This is a genomic window from Paenibacillus barcinonensis (genome assembly GCF_003217495.1).
Taxonomy (GTDB): Bacteria; Bacillota; Bacilli; order Paenibacillales; family Paenibacillaceae; genus Paenibacillus; species Paenibacillus barcinonensis.
Genome location: NZ_QJSW01000003.1, coordinates 377,668 through 396,555, shown reverse-complemented (window position 1 = coordinate 396,555; position 18,888 = coordinate 377,668). Strand labels below are relative to the sequence as shown.

Annotated in this window: 16 protein-coding genes; 10 read left to right on the top strand and 6 right to left on the bottom strand. The window is 53.4% G+C overall.

Translation table 11 applies throughout. From position 1 onward, the window contains the following. The first annotated feature begins 296 nt into the window (after positions 1-296). The 4 genes from DFQ00_RS07480 to DFQ00_RS07465 all read left to right on the top strand — a co-directional run bounded on the left by DFQ00_RS07480 (position 297) and on the right by DFQ00_RS07465 (position 3,642). The gene (locus tag DFQ00_RS07480) at positions 297-1,346 is read left to right on the top strand and encodes an ABC transporter substrate-binding protein (protein ID WP_110895839.1); all 1,050 of its coding nucleotides are present in this window, start codon (positions 297-299) and stop codon (positions 1,344-1,346) included. A 185-nt stretch (positions 1,347-1,531) separates the two neighbouring features. Then, positions 1,532-2,392 carry an ABC transporter permease gene (locus DFQ00_RS07475; protein ID WP_244213729.1) on the top strand — a complete coding sequence of 287 codons (861 nt, stop codon included), beginning with the start codon at positions 1,532-1,534 and terminating at the stop codon, positions 2,390-2,392. Position 2,393: 1 nt separating this feature from the next. Beyond that, positions 2,394-3,188 carry an ABC transporter ATP-binding protein gene (locus DFQ00_RS07470; protein WP_110895837.1) on the top strand — a complete coding sequence of 265 codons (795 nt, stop codon included), beginning with the start codon at positions 2,394-2,396 and terminating at the stop codon, positions 3,186-3,188. Between the two features lie 223 nt (positions 3,189-3,411). Continuing rightward, the gene (locus DFQ00_RS07465; RefSeq protein ID WP_110895836.1) at positions 3,412-3,642 is read left to right on the top strand and encodes a hypothetical protein; all 231 of its coding nucleotides are present in this window, start codon (positions 3,412-3,414) and stop codon (positions 3,640-3,642) included. A gap of 91 nt (positions 3,643-3,733) precedes the next feature. Here DFQ00_RS07465 and DFQ00_RS07460 read toward each other — a convergent pair whose 3' ends face one another. Both DFQ00_RS07460 and DFQ00_RS07455 read right to left on the bottom strand, forming a co-directional pair. Further along, positions 3,734-4,315 carry a hypothetical protein gene (locus DFQ00_RS07460; protein ID WP_110895835.1) on the bottom strand — a complete coding sequence of 194 codons (582 nt, stop codon included), beginning with the start codon at positions 4,313-4,315 and terminating at the stop codon, positions 3,734-3,736. A gap of 31 nt (positions 4,316-4,346) precedes the next feature. Further along, positions 4,347-4,880 (bottom strand): hypothetical protein, encoded by a 534-nt coding sequence (locus DFQ00_RS07455; protein ID WP_110895834.1) that lies wholly within the window; start codon positions 4,878-4,880, stop codon positions 4,347-4,349. Between the two features lie 210 nt (positions 4,881-5,090). Here DFQ00_RS07455 and DFQ00_RS07450 point away from each other — a divergent pair, with 210 nt between their 5' ends. The 5 genes from DFQ00_RS07450 to DFQ00_RS07430 all read left to right on the top strand — a co-directional run bounded on the left by DFQ00_RS07450 (position 5,091) and on the right by DFQ00_RS07430 (position 13,742). After that, positions 5,091-5,588, top strand: coding sequence for a DUF6385 domain-containing protein (locus tag DFQ00_RS07450; protein ID WP_110895833.1), 498 nt, complete (start codon positions 5,091-5,093; stop codon positions 5,586-5,588). 46 nt (positions 5,589-5,634) lie between these two features. Continuing rightward, positions 5,635-6,987, top strand: a complete 1,353-nt coding sequence (locus DFQ00_RS29790; protein ID WP_244213723.1) for a DUF6385 domain-containing protein — start codon at positions 5,635-5,637, stop codon at positions 6,985-6,987. 80 nt (positions 6,988-7,067) lie between these two features. Further along, positions 7,068-9,407 carry a glycosyltransferase gene (locus tag DFQ00_RS07440; protein ID WP_110895832.1) on the top strand — a complete coding sequence of 780 codons (2,340 nt, stop codon included), beginning with the start codon at positions 7,068-7,070 and terminating at the stop codon, positions 9,405-9,407. Further along, a complete protein-coding gene (locus tag DFQ00_RS07435; protein WP_110895831.1) occupies positions 9,334-11,475 on the top strand; it encodes a tetratricopeptide repeat-containing glycosyltransferase family 2 protein in 2,142 nt (713 codons plus the stop codon). The genes DFQ00_RS07440 and DFQ00_RS07435 overlap by 74 nt, the downstream gene beginning before the upstream one ends. 188 nt (positions 11,476-11,663) lie before the next feature. Beyond that, complete coding sequence (locus DFQ00_RS07430) at positions 11,664-13,742, top strand: tetratricopeptide repeat-containing glycosyltransferase family 2 protein (protein WP_167433628.1); 2,079 nt, start codon at positions 11,664-11,666, stop codon at positions 13,740-13,742. Positions 13,743-13,908: 166 nt separating this feature from the next. Here the strand turns inward: DFQ00_RS07430 and DFQ00_RS07425 are convergent, their stop codons facing one another. The 4 genes from DFQ00_RS07425 to DFQ00_RS07410 are packed head-to-tail and all read right to left on the bottom strand — an operon-like array spanning position 13,909 to position 18,470. Next, positions 13,909-14,589, bottom strand: a complete 681-nt coding sequence (locus DFQ00_RS07425; RefSeq protein WP_110895829.1) for a class I SAM-dependent methyltransferase — start codon at positions 14,587-14,589, stop codon at positions 13,909-13,911. After that, the gene (locus DFQ00_RS07420; RefSeq protein ID WP_110895828.1) at positions 14,586-16,001 is read right to left on the bottom strand and encodes a glycosyltransferase family 4 protein; all 1,416 of its coding nucleotides are present in this window, start codon (positions 15,999-16,001) and stop codon (positions 14,586-14,588) included. The genes DFQ00_RS07425 and DFQ00_RS07420 overlap by 4 nt, the downstream gene beginning before the upstream one ends. A gap of 1 nt (position 16,002) precedes the next feature. Further along, entirely contained in the window at positions 16,003-17,136 is a 1,134-nt protein-coding gene (locus tag DFQ00_RS29785) for a glycosyltransferase (protein ID WP_244213722.1), read from the bottom strand. Positions 17,137-17,138: 2 nt separating this feature from the next. Further along, entirely contained in the window at positions 17,139-18,470 is a 1,332-nt protein-coding gene (locus DFQ00_RS07410; RefSeq protein WP_110895827.1) for a hypothetical protein, read from the bottom strand. A gap of 281 nt (positions 18,471-18,751) precedes the next feature. Between DFQ00_RS07410 and DFQ00_RS30110 the strand changes: the two genes are divergently transcribed. Continuing rightward, the gene (locus DFQ00_RS30110) at positions 18,752-18,886 is read left to right on the top strand and encodes a hypothetical protein (protein ID WP_279630392.1); all 135 of its coding nucleotides are present in this window, start codon (positions 18,752-18,754) and stop codon (positions 18,884-18,886) included. Positions 18,887-18,888 lie beyond the last annotated feature (2 nt).

Here is an 18,888-nt window from a genome sequence, read left to right as displayed (position 1 = left end):
TGTCTTTTTTAATGCTATGTAAAGTAATCTATCATATTATTCCTTCCGATTGAAGTTGGAAGCGTTTCAACCATTGACGGAAGCCAAGATGCACTTTAATATTAGGAAAACAATAGAACAGCAACACGGCATGGACTTCAGTCGCATGCCAAAAGTCTAGATTTGTCTGCTTTTGTCGATCAAAGCAACAATGCGTTGAAGCGTTCGTTTTGTCCCGCTCTATCGTACCTGAGGAGACAAGTAACCGAACGCAAGGAGAAGGCACATTTTAAAAGATGGAGAGGGGTTCTTTACAGATGAAAAAGAAATTTTGGATGTCACTGATGATGGCTGCTTCGATGATCGTAGCAGCAGGTTGCGGAAATAACAGCGGTTCAGGCTCGGAATCTAAAGGATCAGACAGTACAACAGGCGGGGGAAGTGCGGAGAAATCGTATCAGATTGCCATCTCCCAGATTGTTGAACACCCATCGCTGGATGCGACACGTGAAGGCTTCATTGCGGCCTTGAAGGATGCGGGCATTGAAGAGAATAAAAATCTCAAGATCGACTACAACAATGCACAGGGAGATTCCACGAACAACCTGTCCATTGCACAGAAGATTGCAGGTGATTCCAAGAACGACCTCGTACTCGGCATTGCAACTCCATCTGCACTCGCTCTTGCTCAGCAAGTCAAAGACAAGCCGCTTCTGTTTGCAGCTGTAACAGACCCTCTCGGAGCCAAGCTGGTGAGTGACATGGACAAGCCGGGTGGCAATGTTACGGGTGCATCGGATACGAATCCGGAGGCTATCGTGCAATTGGCTGATTTTATCGCCAAAAATATGCCAAATGTGAAGACAGTGGGACTGATTATCAATGAAGGGGAGCCGAATGCAGTTGTTATGGCTAACAATGCAGAGAAGGCTTTGGCAACACACAATATCAAGCTGGTCAAAGCGCCAGTAACCAATACATCGGAAGTTAAACAAGCGACAGACTCGTTGGTAGGCAAGGTTGATGCGTTCTACATCACACTGGATAACTCCGTTGTCAGTGCAGTGGATACCATCATCCAGACGGCGAACAGCAACAAAATTCCGTTCTTCTCCAGTGACCGGGATACGGTAGAGAAGGGTGCTTTTGCAACGGTTGGCTTCAAATATTATGACCACGGGTATCAAGTCGGTGAGATGGCTGCGGACATCCTGAAAAATGGTACAAAGCCGGGCGACATGAAGGTTACCGTGCCGGACAAGCTGGATCTGATCCTGAACTTGAAGGCTGCTGAAGCTCAAGGCATTACGGTAACGGATGAGATGAAGGCCGAAGTGAAAGATCAAGCAAACAACATTATTAAATAAACATTGAAATAGCTTATTTCGGACATCCGATGGGATGGCAATAATCCGACAGAAGGATGCGAGGCGGACATGCAGGCGTGTTCGCCTCATCCTTTTCGGGTAGAGATAGACAGGGAGGAAGCAGTGTGAGTATAAGTTGGAATTCCATTGAAGGGGCAATCGAGCTGGGGCTGTTATATGCACTGATGGCACTGGGTGTGTATATTACATTCCGCATTCTTGATTTTCCCGATCTTACCGTAGACGGAAGTTTTACCACAGGAGGCGCTATTGCGGCGGTCATGATCTCCAATGATTACTCTCCTTGGCTGGCCTGTTTAGCGGCAATGGCTGGCGGTATGGTGGCTGGAGCTCTAACGGGTCTGCTGCATACCAAAGGCAAAATTAACGGGCTGTTGTCCGGGATTTTAATGATGATCGCGCTATATTCAATCAATATGCGTATTCTCGGTGCACCGAATAAATCAATTATGGGCATGGAAACGCCATTCTCAGGCGAACACGTTATGGTGCTGATTATTATCATTGTGCTGGTATTTAAAATCATGCTTGATCTGTTTATGAAAACGGATATCGGACTCGCGCTCCGCGCTACAGGGGATAACAAACGTATGATTCGCAGCTTTGGCGCGAATACGGATGTGACCACCATTATTGGTGTCAGCCTGTCCAATGGTCTGGTGGCCTTGTCGGGGGCGTTTATTGCCCAGCAATCCGGGTTCGCTGATATTACGATGGGCATCGGTATGATCGTCATTGGTCTGGCCTCCGTTATTATTGGCGAAGCAATCCTCGGTGCCAGAACGGTATTCTGGGCGACGCTGGCGGCTGTCGTTGGTTCGATCATTTACCGGATTGTGGTGGCACTTGCACTGCAGGTGGATTGGTTCAATACCTCCGATCTGAAGCTGATCACCGCCGTAATCGTTATTATTGCTCTTGTCTTCCCAACGATGCAGCGTTCCATGAAGCAGCGCAGTCTCGCTCGCAAACGAACCGAAGAGCTGATGCGTTCAGGCGGTCAACAGGCGAAGGGGGGCATGTAGTATGCTGGAGATTACTCAAGTTACGAAACTGTTTAATCCAGGCACGACCGACGAGAAAACGGCGCTGGTTGGTGTGAATCTGACGATGAACCCAGGTGATTTCGTAACGGTCATTGGCAGTAATGGAGCTGGTAAATCGACTCTGATGAACATTATCTCAGGTGTGATGAAGCCGGATATGGGCGATGTACTAATCAATGACCGCTCGATCAAAAATCTGCCAGAGCATAACCGCAGCGGCTGGATTGGCCGGGTCTTTCAGGACCCGATGGCCGGAACCGCACCGCATATGTCCATCGAAGAGAACATGGCGATGGCGTACAAACGTGGCAAGGGACGTGGGCTCGGATTCGGGGTAACACGTGCCAGACGGGAAATTTTCAACACGCAGCTGGAGAAGCTGGGTATTGGTCTGGAGAAACGTCCGAATGCCAAGGTAGGTCTCCTGTCCGGCGGGGAACGACAAGCGCTCAGCCTGCTGATGGCAACCTTCACACAGCCACAAATTCTGCTGCTGGATGAGCATACCGCAGCACTTGATCCAGCTCGTGCAGAGCTGATTACAGAGCTTACGGAGACGCTTGTACGCGAGATGAGACTGACCACGCTTATGGTGACGCACAATATGGAGCAGGCCATCCGTCTTGGAAACCGTCTGATCATGATGGATAAGGGGCGAATCATTCTTGATGTCAGTGAAGAGCGCAAGCGTACACTCACCGTGCCTGAGCTGCTTGGAGAGTTTGAGCGGATTAGCGGCAAGAAGATGGCAGACGACCGTGTCGTATTGGGATAGAAGCCAGGCTAGAACACCTCCAATCCAACTTAACCTTTACGTATGAATATATGTACGAAATATTGTTCTCAATTCAAGTCCCTTTGCATTTTCGCAAAGGGATTTTTCTATGGTATGGTGAAGAGGTGAACGATAGAGAGCAGGACGGATTGCATTCGGTTGCTACGCCGAGACGGGGCAATATCAGGAGGCCAAGAAGCAGCTGGAAGAAACGTATCAGGTGATGGAAGCGAAGCAGTTGCTGTATTTTCGATTGCCTGTTGGACTTGCTGCATTGTCTGTTGAGCTGTGGGGTGGCAGCGGGGAAGCGGTTGAGGCGCAGATGAATTTTATGCGTACTGAATTAAAGGACGCTCCGTATCTGAGAGAAATTGGTCGTTTTCAGGTAGTACTTATCCATCCAGTCATTACAGTTAAACAAAATAAACGAATCCTGGGTCTGATGTATACCTAAGACAATTTATAAAGCCACTTTCGGTGTTCATCCGAAGGTGGCTTTTGGTTTGAGTACAACGCCAACCCGCTTGATCATGGCGAGATGTCGGTTAATTCTCCCACCAGGTGAAGTACGTTGTGGAGGCTAACAGTCCGGCAACAGAGAGTGATCCGGTAACGGACAGATTAATCGCCTGACCTGGAGAGATCACATATCTGCCCGACTCATTCGATTGAAAAGGACCAACCTGAAGCGGCATAGCAATCAGCGTTGCAGCACCGGAAGGAGCAGATGTTGAGAAGCGAACCACAGCGATACTTGTGTTGCTGCTGGAGAAGTTGCTGTTGATCGCAGTGAGTGTGCTGGGGGAGGAAAGAGTACCGTTGGCACTCAGGGTCATGGTGCCGCTGAATGAAGACAACAGGCTAAGCGACACCGTAATTCCACCAGACAATCGGGAAACATAAAGTGTCTTTCCGCTACCTGCTGGATTAGCGAGCTGCAGTGTGGCTGTCACACTCCCCCCAAGTAACCCCAACGTAGTAGAGTTGGTGGAGCCTGCATTGTACAGATTACCTGTGCTGCCGGCATTGTTTTCAGGCGGGGCAACAATACCGGGAGAAGTATACGAGTTGGTGCTCGACGTATAGACGGGTTGATTCAATGGGTTAAATACATTATTGTTTGGCACGATATGTACCCCCTTTTTCAACGGATTCGCCTTAAAATTCCCACCAGAGCAGATTAATAGAGCCGACCTGACTTCCTGTTCCCAAGCTGATGGACAAGGACTGGCCTGGGGGGACAACGATGGAGCCGTTTAAATCCAATGAATATAGCCCTGCAGTGAGCGGAATGCTGATGAGACTTGTAAAGGTACCGCCGAGAGTGCCCGTATTTTGTCTTGTTGATACGATGCTGGTATTGGAACTGCCAAGCAAAGTATTGCTAGGTACAGGCGTTGTGCCAACGGTCACGGTTCCCCCGGAGTAGATGACAAGTGTAGCGGCTGCTGTGGTGCCCCCCATCAGACTGGATAGACGTATCGTTCTGCCACTGCCTGCAGTATTCACAATCTGCAGCAGCAGGTTTTGGCTGGAGGGAATGGAGACATTATTCGTGGTAAGGGCAAAAAAACTGCCAGCCGCTGCGGCTCCCGTGTCGGGTGGAGCTTCGATCCCCGGGGTCGTGAACGTATTCGTCAGTTGTGTGAATAAAGGTCCGTTGGATTGGTTGAATACATTGGTATTAGTCATTGCGAAGCACCTCCTCTGGACAGAATGAAACCCAATATACATAAACTTAACCTTGGCTTGTTTCGCATGTCCCTATTACTGCATTGTATGTTAAAGAAAGAGTTAGCGTTTGGGAATTCATTGTATATTTCCAAATAACGGCATTTGCCGTGCCCGTAGCTCTGGATCAGGCATACGATGCCTAAGCACATTGTTTAAGGGGAAATCGAGATGAGTCGAACAGCAAAGCAAAGCAAGAAGAAAACAAAGCACACAACCAAATATGTCAGCCGCCGCCCATCCCGTTGTTCTCGCCGCGCCAAACTGCTGAAGCCCCCCTGCTCCCGGATCACCCGTCCCCGGTTCAAGCAGGGTGCTTTCTCACGCACGAAACTCCCTGGTGCTACTCACTGTTTTACAGAGCATACCTACCCTGGAGCGGAGACGGGCCGAGGCGAGGTTGCACTTCCGCCGCAGGATACCTCAAGGCTAAGCATGTACAGCTATGGTGTGGTGAATCGGGGTAAACATCCAGCGCTTGTGCAGATTCAGATCAGCCCGAATGCTGTGGATTACGCAGTGGACAGCCAGGAAGTGGTCGAGGGAGGTCAAACGAAGGCGCTTGTCCCAGTACGGTTTCTGCATTATACCCGGCTGGTGATTCTGCCTGTTAAACCCGGCGAGCCCACCCGGCTCGATGTTTACTTTCAGGCCCAGCGTATGCCGTAAGGTAGTTTTATTTTACACAGATTGTCCAGGGAGGAGGACGAGGCTCATGCCTAACTTTACAACGTTTAATACAAATCCGGATAACTTGAGAACACTCATTTTTGGTCAGGATAGTACGGGCACGGCCCAACCCGTCAGAACGGATTCAAGCGGCAACATCGTAGGTGTTATTCTGGACGGGACGATCAGCAACATATCCGGTCTGACTACCGTCACCATTAATGCGGGCACAATTACCAACATTCTGAACGGAACGATCACCAGCGTACTTGGCGCCACGATTACAGCCGGAACAATTACAAGTGTGCTAGGTGCTACAGTGACAGCCGGAACGTTGACAAACCTGTTAGACGGTACAATCACGAATGTGCTTGGAGCGACGATCACAGCGGGGACATTAACAAACCTGCTGAACGGAACGATCACCAGCGTACTTGGCGCCACGATTACAGCCGGAACAATTACAAGTGTGCTAGGTGCTACAGTGACAGCCGGAACGTTGACAAACCTGTTAGATGGTACAATCACGAATGTGCTTGGAGCGACCATCACAGCGGGGACATTAACAAACCTACTGAACGGAACGATCACCAGCGTACTTGGCGCCACGATTACAGCCGGAACAATCACAAGTGTGCTAGGTGCTACAGTGACAGCCGGAACGTTGACAAACCTGTTAGATGGTACAATCACGAATGTGCTTGGAGCGACGATCACAGCGGGGACATTAACAAACCTGCTGAACGGAACGATCACCAGCGTACTTGGCGCCACGATTACAGCCGGAACACTGACAAACCTGTTAAATGGTACAATCACGAATGTGCTTGGAGCGACGATCACAGCGGGGACATTAACAAACCTGCTGAACGGAACAATCACCAGCGTACTTGGCGCCACGATTACAGCCGGAACACTGACGAACCTGTTAAATGGTACAATCACGAATGTGCTTGGAGCGACCATCACAGCAGGCACACTAACAAACCTACTGAACGGAACCATTACAAGTGTGCTCGGTGCAACCATTACAGCCGGAACACTCAGCAGCGTAACATCCATCTCGCAGAAAAGCTTTCAGGAAAATCAAATTGTTTCTACGCCGACAGCTAACACGTTCACACCGCTCCCTGCTGTGACAACCAGCGTATTCGGTACTTACTCCTTCTTTGTATATAACAGGGGACCAGGTGTAAACAGAGTAGATGCTCAGGTAGAGATCAGTGCTAACGGAACGAACTGGTATACGGATGTGGCTACAGTAACGGGTATTCTGTCCGGTTCTGTAGACGTTCTGGTGCCGCAGCGGTTTTTGAAATATACCCGTCTCTCTTATCGTTCAAGCCTGATCGGAGCACCTAGCACAATTGACGTGTTCTTCAATGGACAAGGCACATAACCAGCTTTGCTGTCATATAGGTACATGGAGCCCGCTTGACGGGACTCATGTACCTTTTTTTGTATTGGAGGTGACTGTGGGTGCAGAATCGGTTACTTGGCATTCATATGATTGTGCAAAATGAAGAGAAATATCTCCCGCGCTGTCTGAACAGCCTGAGGCATACAGATCTGGAATGCTTCATTACGGACACGGGCTCAACGGATCGGACGCCAGATCTCGCCCGAGCTTACGGTGCAGCGGTGTTACACGCTCGATGGGAGGATCATTTTGCCCAAGCCAGAAATATCAGCCTTCCCTTGGCAACGACGGAATGGATACTCTGTCTGGATGCTGACGAGTACGTGATCGGAGGTTTGGAGGAGTTAATTGAAATGTTGCCTAACGTCCATAAGAGCATTACCAGATTGCGTATAACGATAGAAAATCAGTTCGGTGAAGGGCCAGGGGACAAGGTCATGTCCTATCCGGTAAGGCTTTTCCGTGCACATCAGGGTTATCTATACACGGGACGTATCCATGAACAGTTGATTCGTGCAGATGATCATGAGCAGCGCTGTGCTGCCACGCCTAAGATCCATACAAGAGATTCATCTGAAGTTTCGGATGCATCTCATGGAAGTGAAGAAGAGACATTCTTTGATTCAGAGCCACTTGCACCTCTGCGTCTTGGACATGATGGTTATCTGGCATCAGTGATTGCTTCTGGTGACAAACCAAAGAGAAACTTGCGCCTTATTCAGAAGGAACTGGCGGAACAACCGGCGCAGCCGTTTCACCTGTACAATCTGGGTGTAGCCCGCTGCCAGCTGGGTGAGCTCGAACAGGCAGTAGATGCGTTCAATGAATCACTAAGGCTTGCTTCAGTGCAGGCACCGTATCGCCCAACACTTGTGAAGGATATGGCTAAAGTGCTTGGTTCGCTGGAGCGTTACGAAGAAGCACATACACTGCTATCCATCGAATGTCAGCGTTATCCAGAATACCCTGATCTGCATTTGCTATATGGTGAGCTTCTGGAGCGACAAGGTCTGGAGGAACGAGCGTATCAATCCTATGCACGGGCGAGCACCTGTAGTGTCAAGCCATTTGAGCTGATGAAAAATCACAACGGTGAGTTAGAGCCAGTTTACGTTAGCGAAGCGGGATCTGGCAGTTACCGGGCCTATACCTCTATGGCAAAGCTTGCCGAAAAGCGGGGATTTGGGGAAGAGTCAATTCGTCTATACACCTTGGCATTGGAGCATCTGTTCAATTATGAAGCGGCATGGACGGGGCTGGCGGAAGCGTTACAGCAGCAGGGCTATTCAGATGAGCAGATTGCAGAAAAACTGCTGGACCTGTTCAACCGACTGAGCCAGAGACAACAGCCTACCCCATCTGGAAATATACACAGCTCTACGAGTCTTCCAGATAGCGAAACAAGTTTTCTTCCGATGGTCTATGCCCTCGCTGCTTGCGGAGCATACAAGCAGGCACTGCTGCTTGCGTATGACAAGGCATGTAACAATGGTATTTCTACGGGTGATCTCGTTCAATGGATGCTGTGCGCGGATCGTATTACAGATGCGTGGCATCTCGCTGAAGAGAGATGGGGGACGCAAGATCAGCAGAATACTGAACAGATTCATCCGGAACAGAGAAGTGACTGGGCGCTGGCCTGTTGGGCAAGCGGAAATCGGTTATCTGCGTCATTTCTCGTTACAGCCCCTTCACTTGAAAGGGATATGTGGAGGGTAGCAGACCGTTTGTTATTTGAGTACAGGCCTGATCCATCAGCCCGTAATCCTGTATCGGGAACAGCGGATGAGCAGCTGCTGCATTGGAGTGAAGCTACGGAGGTTGCAGCGAACCAGATGGTCATTCGTGCCGTACAGAACGGTCAGCTGGTGATTGCCCGGCAGCTGCATGAACGGTTGGTATGTATGATATCCCCGAGGAAGCGAACGGAGATGAGAACGCTTCGACAGTATGCTGGTTTGCTGGTTCGGCACGGATATACGATGCTGGCTGCCGAAATGCTGATTCAGTGTATGACGGAAGGGGAGCTGGATGCAGAGGGGCTGTTCTGGCTGGGGGAAACGCTGTATGCCAAGGGGTACGTTGAACAGGCGTTATCGCTGTTCGAACAGGCACTGGAGCGTGATTCGGCCTTCACCCAAGCTCGGGCTGGAGCGGCTGTTTGTTATTTGAAGCTTGCTCTTGAGTTAATCGGTCAGGAACGGGAGCGTATCCCGGAAGCTGCGGTGCTGGCGGACCGGCAGCGGAACCTGATCCAGCAGCTACGAACAGCGGAGGGTATGCCTTGGCGGACCGTATATCGTGCCAGGGAAAGGAGGAACCACCATGCAGGCAGAGCAACATCGGACACAGCATCAGAAGGTGCAGCGGATATCGCTGTGTATGATCGTGAAGGATGAGGAGGAGTTGCTGCCGCGCTGTCTTGAGAGTGTGCGCGGAGCGGTTGACGAGATCATTGTAGTAGACACTGGCTCGTCGGACCGCAGCGTGGCAATAGCGCGTAAGTATGGCGCGATGGTGGTTGAGTTTGTGTGGTGCGATGATTTTGCCGCAGCACGGAATGCTGGTCTGGAGCGGGCCACTGGCGACTGGATTTTGTTTCTGGATGCGGACGAGGCGCTGGAACCAGCAGCACGGGAGCAGATCAGAAGCTGGACGGCAGTCAGCGGATGCGACGGATTGTTTTTAAACATCCACAATTATACGGGTTCGGGTCAGCAGGGGGCGACGGTTAATCCGGTGCTGCGTCTGTTTCGCAACGCCCCTGAGCATCGCTTCACGGGCCGAATTCATGAGCAGATTGCGGCGGCGATCTGTGAGCGGAATCCTGAGGCTGCGTTTCATGTTACGGACATGGTGATTCACCATTACGGGTATCAGACGGTGATTGTGGAGCGCAAAGACAAGGTGAACCGCAATGTGCGTCTGTTACAGCAGGCGGTGACGGAGGAGCCCGATCAGCCGTTCCATCACTATAATCTTGGCGTAGAGTATTTGCGTCTAGGTCAAGCGGAGCAGGCGCTCGAATCGTTTGGTACAGCTCGGGAGATGATTGATCCGGCAGTAACCAGCTATGCGCATCTGCTGTTCAAATATGAGGTTCGCTGTCTGGAGCATCTGCAGCGCTGGTCGGAGGCGATGGAGCGGGTGAATGCGGCTTTGCAGCTGTTTCCAGAATACACAGACCTGATGCATCATCGTGCGGTCTGTGCAGATGCTCTGGGGGATTCAGATCTGGCTGAGATTTCGCTTCGCGAAGCTGTCCGGCAGGGGCCGCCTCCAGCGATTTTTCACACGGAAGAAGGCATCGGCACTTATCAGACGTGGTACACGTTGGGGCGTTTACTGGAAGGAAAGGCCGATCTGGAGGGGGCGGTGGATGCTTATGTGGAAGCAGTGCGTGCCAAGGCCAGTCTGCTGCCACCGCTGTACCGCATATTTCGAATCATGCGGGTATCAGGACAGGAGCCGCAGATTCCCGCGCTGATTGAATCACGTTTTGCGTTGCGTTCGGAGGAGGCTTTGACAAAGGTTCTGGGTATTCTGGAGCAAAGCGGTTGTTACGATGCGGCTCTTGAGCTGCTTGAGGAGATGATGCCTGTATCCTCCGGAGAGCCGAGGGAGAGGCGGTCTGTAGCCGAATCTTTTCTGCATGTGCAGCGAGGAGACTGGAGAAAAGCGCGGTTGAAGCTCGAAACCGTGAAACGAAAAAAAGGGGTGTTTGCCTCTTTGGCTGCCCGCTGGCTGGAACGGATGAAGTGGCTCGAAGACAAAGAAGGTAGTATGGCTTCAGAGGATAAGCAAGGTAGGGGAGGGCAGGAAAATAAGAAAGGGCAGGAGCATGGGGCGTCGGATTCCTTTACGCTATGGTTGAGAAAAGGAGCACAGACAGGCGAGGGCAAAGACGGGTTATCTGAAGCGGAGCCCGGCCTGGCGGGCTGGTGGAACACAGCAGGCAGAGGAAACGAGAGCTCTAAAGAGAATGCACTCGAACATAACATGTCTGAGGCAGATTATGCCGGGGTGTACGAGGGCTGGCATGCGTTTGGACTTTTGCTGGAAGGGTGCGCAAGATCAGGGAGATGGCAGGAGCTGCACGGACTGATTCAGCGGGGGCGGCAGGTGCTGGAGGAAGCCGGTTGTACAACCGGGGCTGGATCGGGAGAAGCTGTGGCTAAGGAAGGGGCTGCGTGTGGTGGGGTAGAACGTCAAGGCATGGGAGAGGTGTGCGAGAAGGCAGGGGTGCAGGATGATGGGGGACGCTTGCCTTTTCCGGGAGCAGCCGATGCCTTGCTTGGAACGAGTTGTATCGTGAAAGGGCTGGTCAGTGCTGCGGATTATCATCTGGCGCAGCTCATGTCTGATAAGCCACAGGCGGGTGCGGGGAAAAGGAGACGTCATCCGTGCTGGCCTGTTGTTCAGCATATCCGTCTTGAGCTGCCGGGAGCAGACGGATTCGAGGGCTAATAGGGAATGGTGGATGACTTGAGCCGGGGGAGGAGTAGGACGGAGCTGTTTTGATGGATGATAGAGAAGGATGACAATGTGTGTACGCTACGGGACGTGACAAGAGAGTGTTGAACAGAACTGTGCTGAATCCAGTGCCAATCTGAATGCAGCAGGGGGATTTTGGCCGGAAGGAGGGCAGGGTGCAGGTGAAGAGAGGCATCAGTCTGTGCATGATAGTGAGGGATGAAGGTGAATGTCTGGATCGTTGTCTGCGCTCGGTAAGCGATTGGGTCGATGAGATTATTATTGTGGATACGGGCTCGACAGATGCTTCGCATGAGATTGCCAGGCGGCATCATGCAGAAATGATGGATATGGAATGGAGTGGAGATTTCAGCAAGGCTCGCAATCTTTCACTTGCTGCTGCGAGTTATTCGTGGATTTTGGTACTTGATGCAGATGAAGAGTGGATATGCACGGACCGAACGAAATTGGAACTATCGGAATGGCTGGAGGCCGCGAGTCAGGAGGTATGGGGTTACTGGATTAAGGTAACGAGTCTGCTCGGTACAGGCGAAGAGCGGGTGACCGATGTGGTATGTCGTCTGTTCCGTAACGATCCCCGGATTGCTTTTCGCGGCAGGATACATGAGGAAGTGGCATCTTCCATTCATGCTTTTATGCCAAGCGGGATTGGTCAGTCGGATATAGAGGTGGTTCACTACGGGTATCTCGATGATGTCATCGCAGCCAAGGGTAAAAACAAACGCAATATGCAGTTGGTCCGACGTGCTCTACAGCAGACACCGGATCGGGAGGAGCTGCTTTATGCACTGGCTGCCGAATGGTTTCAGCAGGCCCAGTATGGTGAGGCGATTCGGCTGTTGCTGCCGCTGCTGGCACAGCTCCTGCCGGAGAGTGGATATCACTCTGATGTGGTGTTGAAAACGGCGTACGCCTGGAGAGAGCTGGGGCAGTATGGTAGAGCGCTGGCTATCGTGGAGACATGGGCGCCCTTGTATGAAGATTTCCCTGATCTGCTTGAGCTGGGTGCTGTGCTGGAACTGGATCACGCGCGGGCAGACAATGCTCTGGACTGGTTAAAGCAAGCGAGATCGGCCGCATCGACAGCTGGCCGATATACCTCGGTGTCGGGTGCAGGAACGTACCGCACGTTGACGCTGGAGGGCATGGCCCATGAACAGGCCGGTCGCTGGGAGGAAGCGGAGGCGGCCTATACAGCGGCGCTGAGCGTGCAGCCGGACAACGTGGCTGCATGGCAGCGGCTGCTGCTGCTCGGCGCAGCCACGGGACGGCCGCAGGCCATTGCTCGCGCAGCCGAGGGGGTGTGCTTGCCGCCAGCGGCATGGCAAGCGTTGGTTGCGGCCGCGCTGGCTGCGCATCGGCCAGAGTGGCTGCTGCGCCATGCGGCTGCGCTGGCTCCGGCGCTGCGGGCACAGCCGCTTGCCAGCGGGCTTGCGCTGGCGCAGCTGGGCGAGGATGCAGCCGCCCGCGCGGCCATGCGGCCTTGGGCCGCGCACGCGCAGCACGGGCCAGAGGCTGCGCTGGCGTTGTGGGCGCTGGGCCACAAGCGGCAGCACATGGCGGGGCGCCCGGTGGCCCAGCGCCAGGGGCCAGCGGCGCCCAAGGCGGCGGTGCCCGCAGTGGCATGGGCGGCGGATGCGCTGCTGCGGCGTGTGGACACCGCTGGCTGCGCTGTGCGCGGCCCAGCGGCCCCGACGCCTCCGCGAGGGCAGTCGCCCGGCGCCGCGCCACGCGTCAGCGAGCAGCCCGCAGCGCCCGGTGCGCCCGCGCTGCTTGCGCCTGCGCAGGCGCTCGCCGCCGTGGGCGCCTGGCCTGCATGGCTGCGCCTGCTGCAGGCCCAGCCGCCGGGCGCCGCGCTGGCGCTGCTCGCGGCGCTTCCGCCTGCGGCCCGTTGCGGGCTGCTGCGCGCACCCGCAGGCGCCCGCAACGGGCTGCAGGCGCTATGCGGCGTCCCGCCGGGCAACGCACAGCAGACCCGCGCGGGCGAAGGGCCCGCCCCTGCGCTCGCAACGCACGCGCTCCTGGCGGGCACGCTCGCGCTGCTCGCCGGGCGGCAAAGCCTGGCCCGTGACTGGGCCGAGTACGCGGCCCGAATCACAGCACGGCCTGCTGCCGCCCAAGGCCGCCCGGCGAGGTCCCTCCCACCGGGCGTTCACATGCTGCTGCGCCTGACGGCTCCCGGCGCTGCCCATGTCCCAACCTATCAGCAGCAATGTATCCTGCTGCTGGCATACCTGTAGTCCGGCGTGTTCATCCCGCCGGACACTTGTGCTCCATCAAGAAAAAATGCCGGGACATCCCGGCAGTCATTTCCTCGCTTCTGATCTCCCCCTTGCCCATTTAAACAGATAGTTAATAAAATTCACTGTTTCCCCCCACCTCTCTTTTTCATGTGCAACCCGGCAGTTATATCTTGCCCGTTTTGCAGATCACAGCCCGGAAGCAGCGGATAGGGGCACCGTACATATCAGAGGAGATGGCATCTTCCGGTTCCTCCACATTCAGCTTATCCTCAATGGTCAGCCCGGTGACAGCCATAATGGTCTCCAGCAGATCGGGGCGCATCTCGGGCACATCAAAGGTCGCAATTAATTGTCCGTCCGGCTTGAGCACCCGCGCGAACTCGCGGAAAGCCCGCAGCATCGTACCGGTATCCAGATGCTCCAGCACAGAGATGCAGAATACACGGTCGAACTGCCCGGCTGCATAGGGGAGCTGAGCCAGATTGGCCTGAGCGCGGTGGAGCCTGGAGAGATAGGAATCCGGTAGGCTTCGGGCCGCCTGCTCACCAAAATCAGCCTTAATATCCAGTCGAATCGCTTCTTCTGACATAATGCGCTCATCCCAGTCACATGCGTGAACCTCGCGGCAATGATCGGTAAGCCAGAATTTGAACGGGTGAGATATGCCGCAGGCTGCATCCAGCACCACATCGTTTGTCCGTGCAAATTGCCGCGCCCATTCATATTCGTAAGGGCGGCTCCACCATGCGGGATGAAGCGGGAATATCAGCGTATCCGTCTTCGGGTCACTTTGCCGAATATACCTGGATTCCATCATTTCCATCGTGAGCGGTGTATCCATCATGTCCGAATCCCCTCCTTGATTCCGGTTTCCGTTAAAAAAGCATTCAGCACCCTGCTCCAGCGGCTCTGCCATATGGACAGATCATAGGAGAGCGCCGTTTCACGCGCATATATGCCAAGCCGTTCTCGTTCAGCGCGATCCTGAACGAGTCGAACGAGTGCAGCAGTCAGTGCCTGCTCGCCTGGGGGTACAAGCAATCCGTTGAATCCGTCCTGAATCAGATCATTGAGCCCGCCTACGTTGGAGGCGATAACCGGGAGCCCGCAGCTCATGGCTTCCAGACAAGCGTAGGAGGTGCCCTCCGAGAATAATGTAGGAATGACAGCAATATCCGCCTGATGATACGCGTCACGAATATCTCTGAAATCATACGTATGCTGACGGATTCGCGCTGTATGCGGATGTGTGCGCTGCCAGTAGCGGAAGGCTCTGCCCACCGTGCTGCCCTCCACCAGCTCTCCGGCGAATTCAATCTCCACATTCGGAAAAGCCCCCAGCAGCTTATCTGCCGCCAGCATCATCGGAATAATACCGCGCTCGCTGCTGATGCGACGTGGATACAAAATGCGGATGGGGCGAGAAGCAGCGGGCTCATCATCTGTACATTCAAGCTCCGGGTGGACAGATAATCCGGCAAATTCTTCTTTGCCAGTAGGGAGAACATCGGAAGCGTTAATCCGATTTGCATGATGGTCATTAACGAGCCCCTTCTCCTGTTCATTATCGTTCTCCGTCTCAGGATATCGGGCAGCCACTGTATCTCCAGACGCTGCAATGATCATGTCTGCATATTCGGTTTGCAGCGCGGTGTCTTGCTTCCAAGCCGCCAGCCATTCTTGTTCATGCTGCTGTGCAAGTGTCCTTCTGGGCGGAGCCGGGATAAAGTACGAGGTATCAACCGCATTGGGGATCAGCACGATTTGTTCTGAATCCGTATAAGTACAGGCGGCACGACAGAAGGTTTGAAAATGGGAATCTACTGAAACGATACGCACCAGACCATCCAGCGCCAGCTGAATATGATCGGCAACCTGACGTTTCGTATCCAGCGGCAGCCCCGGACGATCCCAGTTAATGCCGTGACATATTCCAAGGCTGCCTGGCTTGTAGTGAATGGGCTGCCAAAGGCAGCTTGCATAGATGATCGGACCGCGAGCTGCAGCGGCCATCCGCTCAAAGGCCTCAGGCACATTATTCATGTCATATTCGTAGCCATAGACATCAATCTGCTCAGTTCTCGTCTGGAACGCTTCGAAATAGGACAATTGATGCACCTCGGGAATATGACCGAGTCCACGGATGACGCGGCATAGATCAAGAATGTACCGTTCCAGCCCGCCGCCGAAGACTCGGCTGAACTCCCGGTTATACCCATCGGTGAAGCTGTGTGTGAGTATGCTGACTATGCCCATATTACGGTTCCTCCTTCCAGGGGAGAAGCCTTGGTTCAGGGTCCAGAATGGATTCATACTGCGCCAGATTTCCCCACTCCCCGTGTGGGTCAATACGTTTGTAACGCAAATATTTGCGTACCCTGTCCTCCAGACTGCCAGCCCAGCCGAGATGCTGTACCTTCAATTCGGTATGAACACCCGGGAGTACCGTGCAGGATAACGGGAGTCTGGGAACATGATGGTTCTGCTGCGGATAGAAGTAAGGATAGCCAGGCATGTAACGGACAAGAGTAGCTGTATGCCGCTTGTGCATGGACCAGAGCTCATCCTCGCGATAGTGGGTTCGGCCGCCCCACATATCGTAGAAGCGGAAGGCAAACCAGTCTGCGTAGTCCTGATTAATAAGCTTGCGTATAGCCTTCTTGGCTTCGCTGCTGTACAGCTCATCGGCGTCAACCGAGAGCAGCCAGTCCGGGGCTGTGCTGACAGCTGCTTGCCACAGCGCATTGCGCAGACGCCATTCTTCCGCAAAGAGCGGCTTCTCCAGCACCTCCAGTCGGACCACCTTGGGAAAGGCGCTGCATATATCGGGCGTTCCATCTGTGCTGGCATCATCGACGATGACAATTTCATCCACGAATTCACTCAGGTCATGCAGCACTTCCTCCAGATACCGACCTTGTTCGTTGCGCACCTGAAGCATAGCTGTCAGCTTGTTGTTTTGAATTTTGCGTACCCTTCGAACAGCATTGGATTGTGTAAAAGCATTCACCTCCCTGTCCTGCAATGACAGAGAATGCGGCTCTTCTTCGATCCGCGAGTTTACGACGCGATGAATCTGGTGAGTGACCTGACTGGTCGAGTCCTCGACTTCGGAATTGGAAGCCTCAACTCCAACTGGCGGCTGGATATAAGATGTATTTATCGAACAAGCATCCGGTTCATTTGTCGCAGCGTTAAAGGGTTCATTGTTTGCGCCGAGAGCCAGCTCATTCATTGCAGAGGTTTTCAGCCCCTCCATCGGATTCATACCCAGCTCCATTGTATGATCGCCACTTACCTCCAGACCTTGCTGTGCTGCAGGTGATTTCTGTTGGAGTGTATCCTTTAAAATCGGTCTGCTCCCAAGGGTTCTGCGCTTCTTCGGGTCCATCATTAAGGCACCTCCCCAAGGAGCTGCTGCACGGCTTGATCCAGCAACTCCAGTTCCAGGATTCCGGCTAAAGCATCTTCATGCTCTACAGCTATTTCCAGAAACAGCCTCACCGCACCGTGGCGTTCCCCCCGAAGAGCCAGTGCTGCCCCCGATAATTGCCGGTATTGCCGAAGACTGGCCCCGTCCTGAATGTCACTGGCATGAATCAATGCCAAGGCTTCCTCCACACGCTCTGTTTCCTGATAAATGCGGAACTTCCAGTGCCGTGACGTTTCCCCGCCAAGCTCATCCAGAATACGCATGGCACTGCCGTAATCATCGTTGATACGGAGTAGCTCGGCTTGAACCAGCTGCTCTTCGCCCGCTTCAAGCCAGCGGCACAACTGCTCATAATGATGTCGTTCCTGCTCGTTTCCTGCACTTATGCCATACACCTGTAAAGCCTGCTCGGTCTGACCTGATCTGGCATGGATCGCCGAGAGGAAACGGTAGTGGGACTGAATACAGTCCTGCCGACCATGCATCACTGCATGAGAGAAGGCTTCTTTTAGTGAATCGGCCGCATGATTGTCCTCCAGTAAATATTCATAAGCCGACAGGAGAAAGGAGATCGTCTCATGAGCGCCAGCCTTGGCTCGAAGCTCTCTGTAGTAGTCGGCTCGCACCCGGCATTGAAGTGATGTGATGCTGTCGGGTATCCCGGTCAGAACCTGCCGCAGTGCATGTAAGAAAAATAGCTCATAATCCCGCAGCGGAATGCTCCGGCCGTCATGATTGATGTAACCGGCGGGCGAAGGGTCCTCACCGCCAAGCCAGATCGCGCGAGTACCTTGAAAAAGCAGCTTCATGTACCGGGTTTCCGAGGAGGTGCCTACCAGATCGGCAGTACCAACCAGTCTCGAAATACTGCTTTCCCAGAGGGGAGATGCAGCTTCATCTCCAACAGGCTCTGGCAAGAGCGCAATACATACTTCTGGCCGCATGGCAGCAACAGCCATCAGCCAATAAGGATGGGTGACAACTGCGACTGTCCTTGGCTCCTGCAAACGCTTCTCGGCTTCTGACAAGGGGATGACCTCAATGGACGCCGGGAGTTGCTCTTGCTCAGCGCTGCGGCTACTGACGTAGGCGAGCGTTCCTCGCTCGGCTGCAAATAAGGCAACAATGTCAGGGTAGGGAAATGATGACCAGCCCCCCTTGCGCGGAAAAAGCACATATTGAACCGAAGGGACTGTGTCTGCTGCCAACTCCTGCTCAGCCTGTTTCTCTGCAGCAGCACAGCCGGGTGTTGACGAGGAATCTGTATTTGTTAACGGTTCTGTACGTTCCAACCTTCATTCACCTCGCTTTAGTAAAAGGCTGACTTTCTATGTAAAGCGCTTTAGCAAACCGCATGTGCGTGAACCGCCTGACACTAACATATGGGGGTTCTGCCCCAAACATGAACATCTTCCAATAATACATGCGACGTACAGCCCGTAAGGCGGCAGTAAAGGAGCTATTGATGCGTGCGCCGGGCAAACGAAGCTGCAGCAGATGGGGCCGATTAATAGGCTTAATTTTATCTATTGTGTGACCGAGGTCACTTTTTTTTGCAGAGGAGGTGGGTATTGTGATAATTCTCACATGTGAGTTATGCGTAATCTGGCACAATACGTTCATCAACGTATTTGGAGAACAGACAGCGAAGATGAACGCTTCAACGCCACTTACGTATCTTGCTAAAGCGAACAGAAAGAAGGGGTAAAG

Excerpts from the sequence above, each read along its gene's own strand:
- DFQ00_RS07475 (WP_244213729.1), top strand. The coding sequence starts at position 1,532 with ATGGCACTGGGTGTGTATATTACATTCCGCATTCTTGATTTTCCCGAT.
- DFQ00_RS07425 (WP_110895829.1), bottom strand. The coding sequence starts at position 14,589 with ATGATGGATACACCGCTCACGATGGAAATGATGGAATCCAGGTATATT.
- DFQ00_RS29785 (WP_244213722.1), bottom strand. The coding sequence starts at position 17,136 with ATGGACCCGAAGAAGCGCAGAACCCTTGGGAGCAGACCGATTTTAAAG.
- DFQ00_RS07435 (WP_110895831.1), top strand. The coding sequence starts at position 9,334 with ATGCAGGCAGAGCAACATCGGACACAGCATCAGAAGGTGCAGCGGATA.
- DFQ00_RS07465 (WP_110895836.1), top strand. The coding sequence starts at position 3,412 with ATGGAAGCGAAGCAGTTGCTGTATTTTCGATTGCCTGTTGGACTTGCT.
- DFQ00_RS29790 (WP_244213723.1), top strand. The coding sequence starts at position 5,635 with ATGCCTAACTTTACAACGTTTAATACAAATCCGGATAACTTGAGAACA.
- DFQ00_RS07455 (WP_110895834.1), bottom strand. The coding sequence starts at position 4,880 with ATGACTAATACCAATGTATTCAACCAATCCAACGGACCTTTATTCACA.
- DFQ00_RS07480 (WP_110895839.1), top strand. The coding sequence starts at position 297 with ATGAAAAAGAAATTTTGGATGTCACTGATGATGGCTGCTTCGATGATC.
- DFQ00_RS07420 (WP_110895828.1), bottom strand. The coding sequence starts at position 16,001 with ATGGGCATAGTCAGCATACTCACACACAGCTTCACCGATGGGTATAAC.
- DFQ00_RS07450 (WP_110895833.1), top strand. The coding sequence starts at position 5,091 with ATGAGTCGAACAGCAAAGCAAAGCAAGAAGAAAACAAAGCACACAACC.
- DFQ00_RS07470 (WP_110895837.1), top strand. The coding sequence starts at position 2,394 with ATGCTGGAGATTACTCAAGTTACGAAACTGTTTAATCCAGGCACGACC.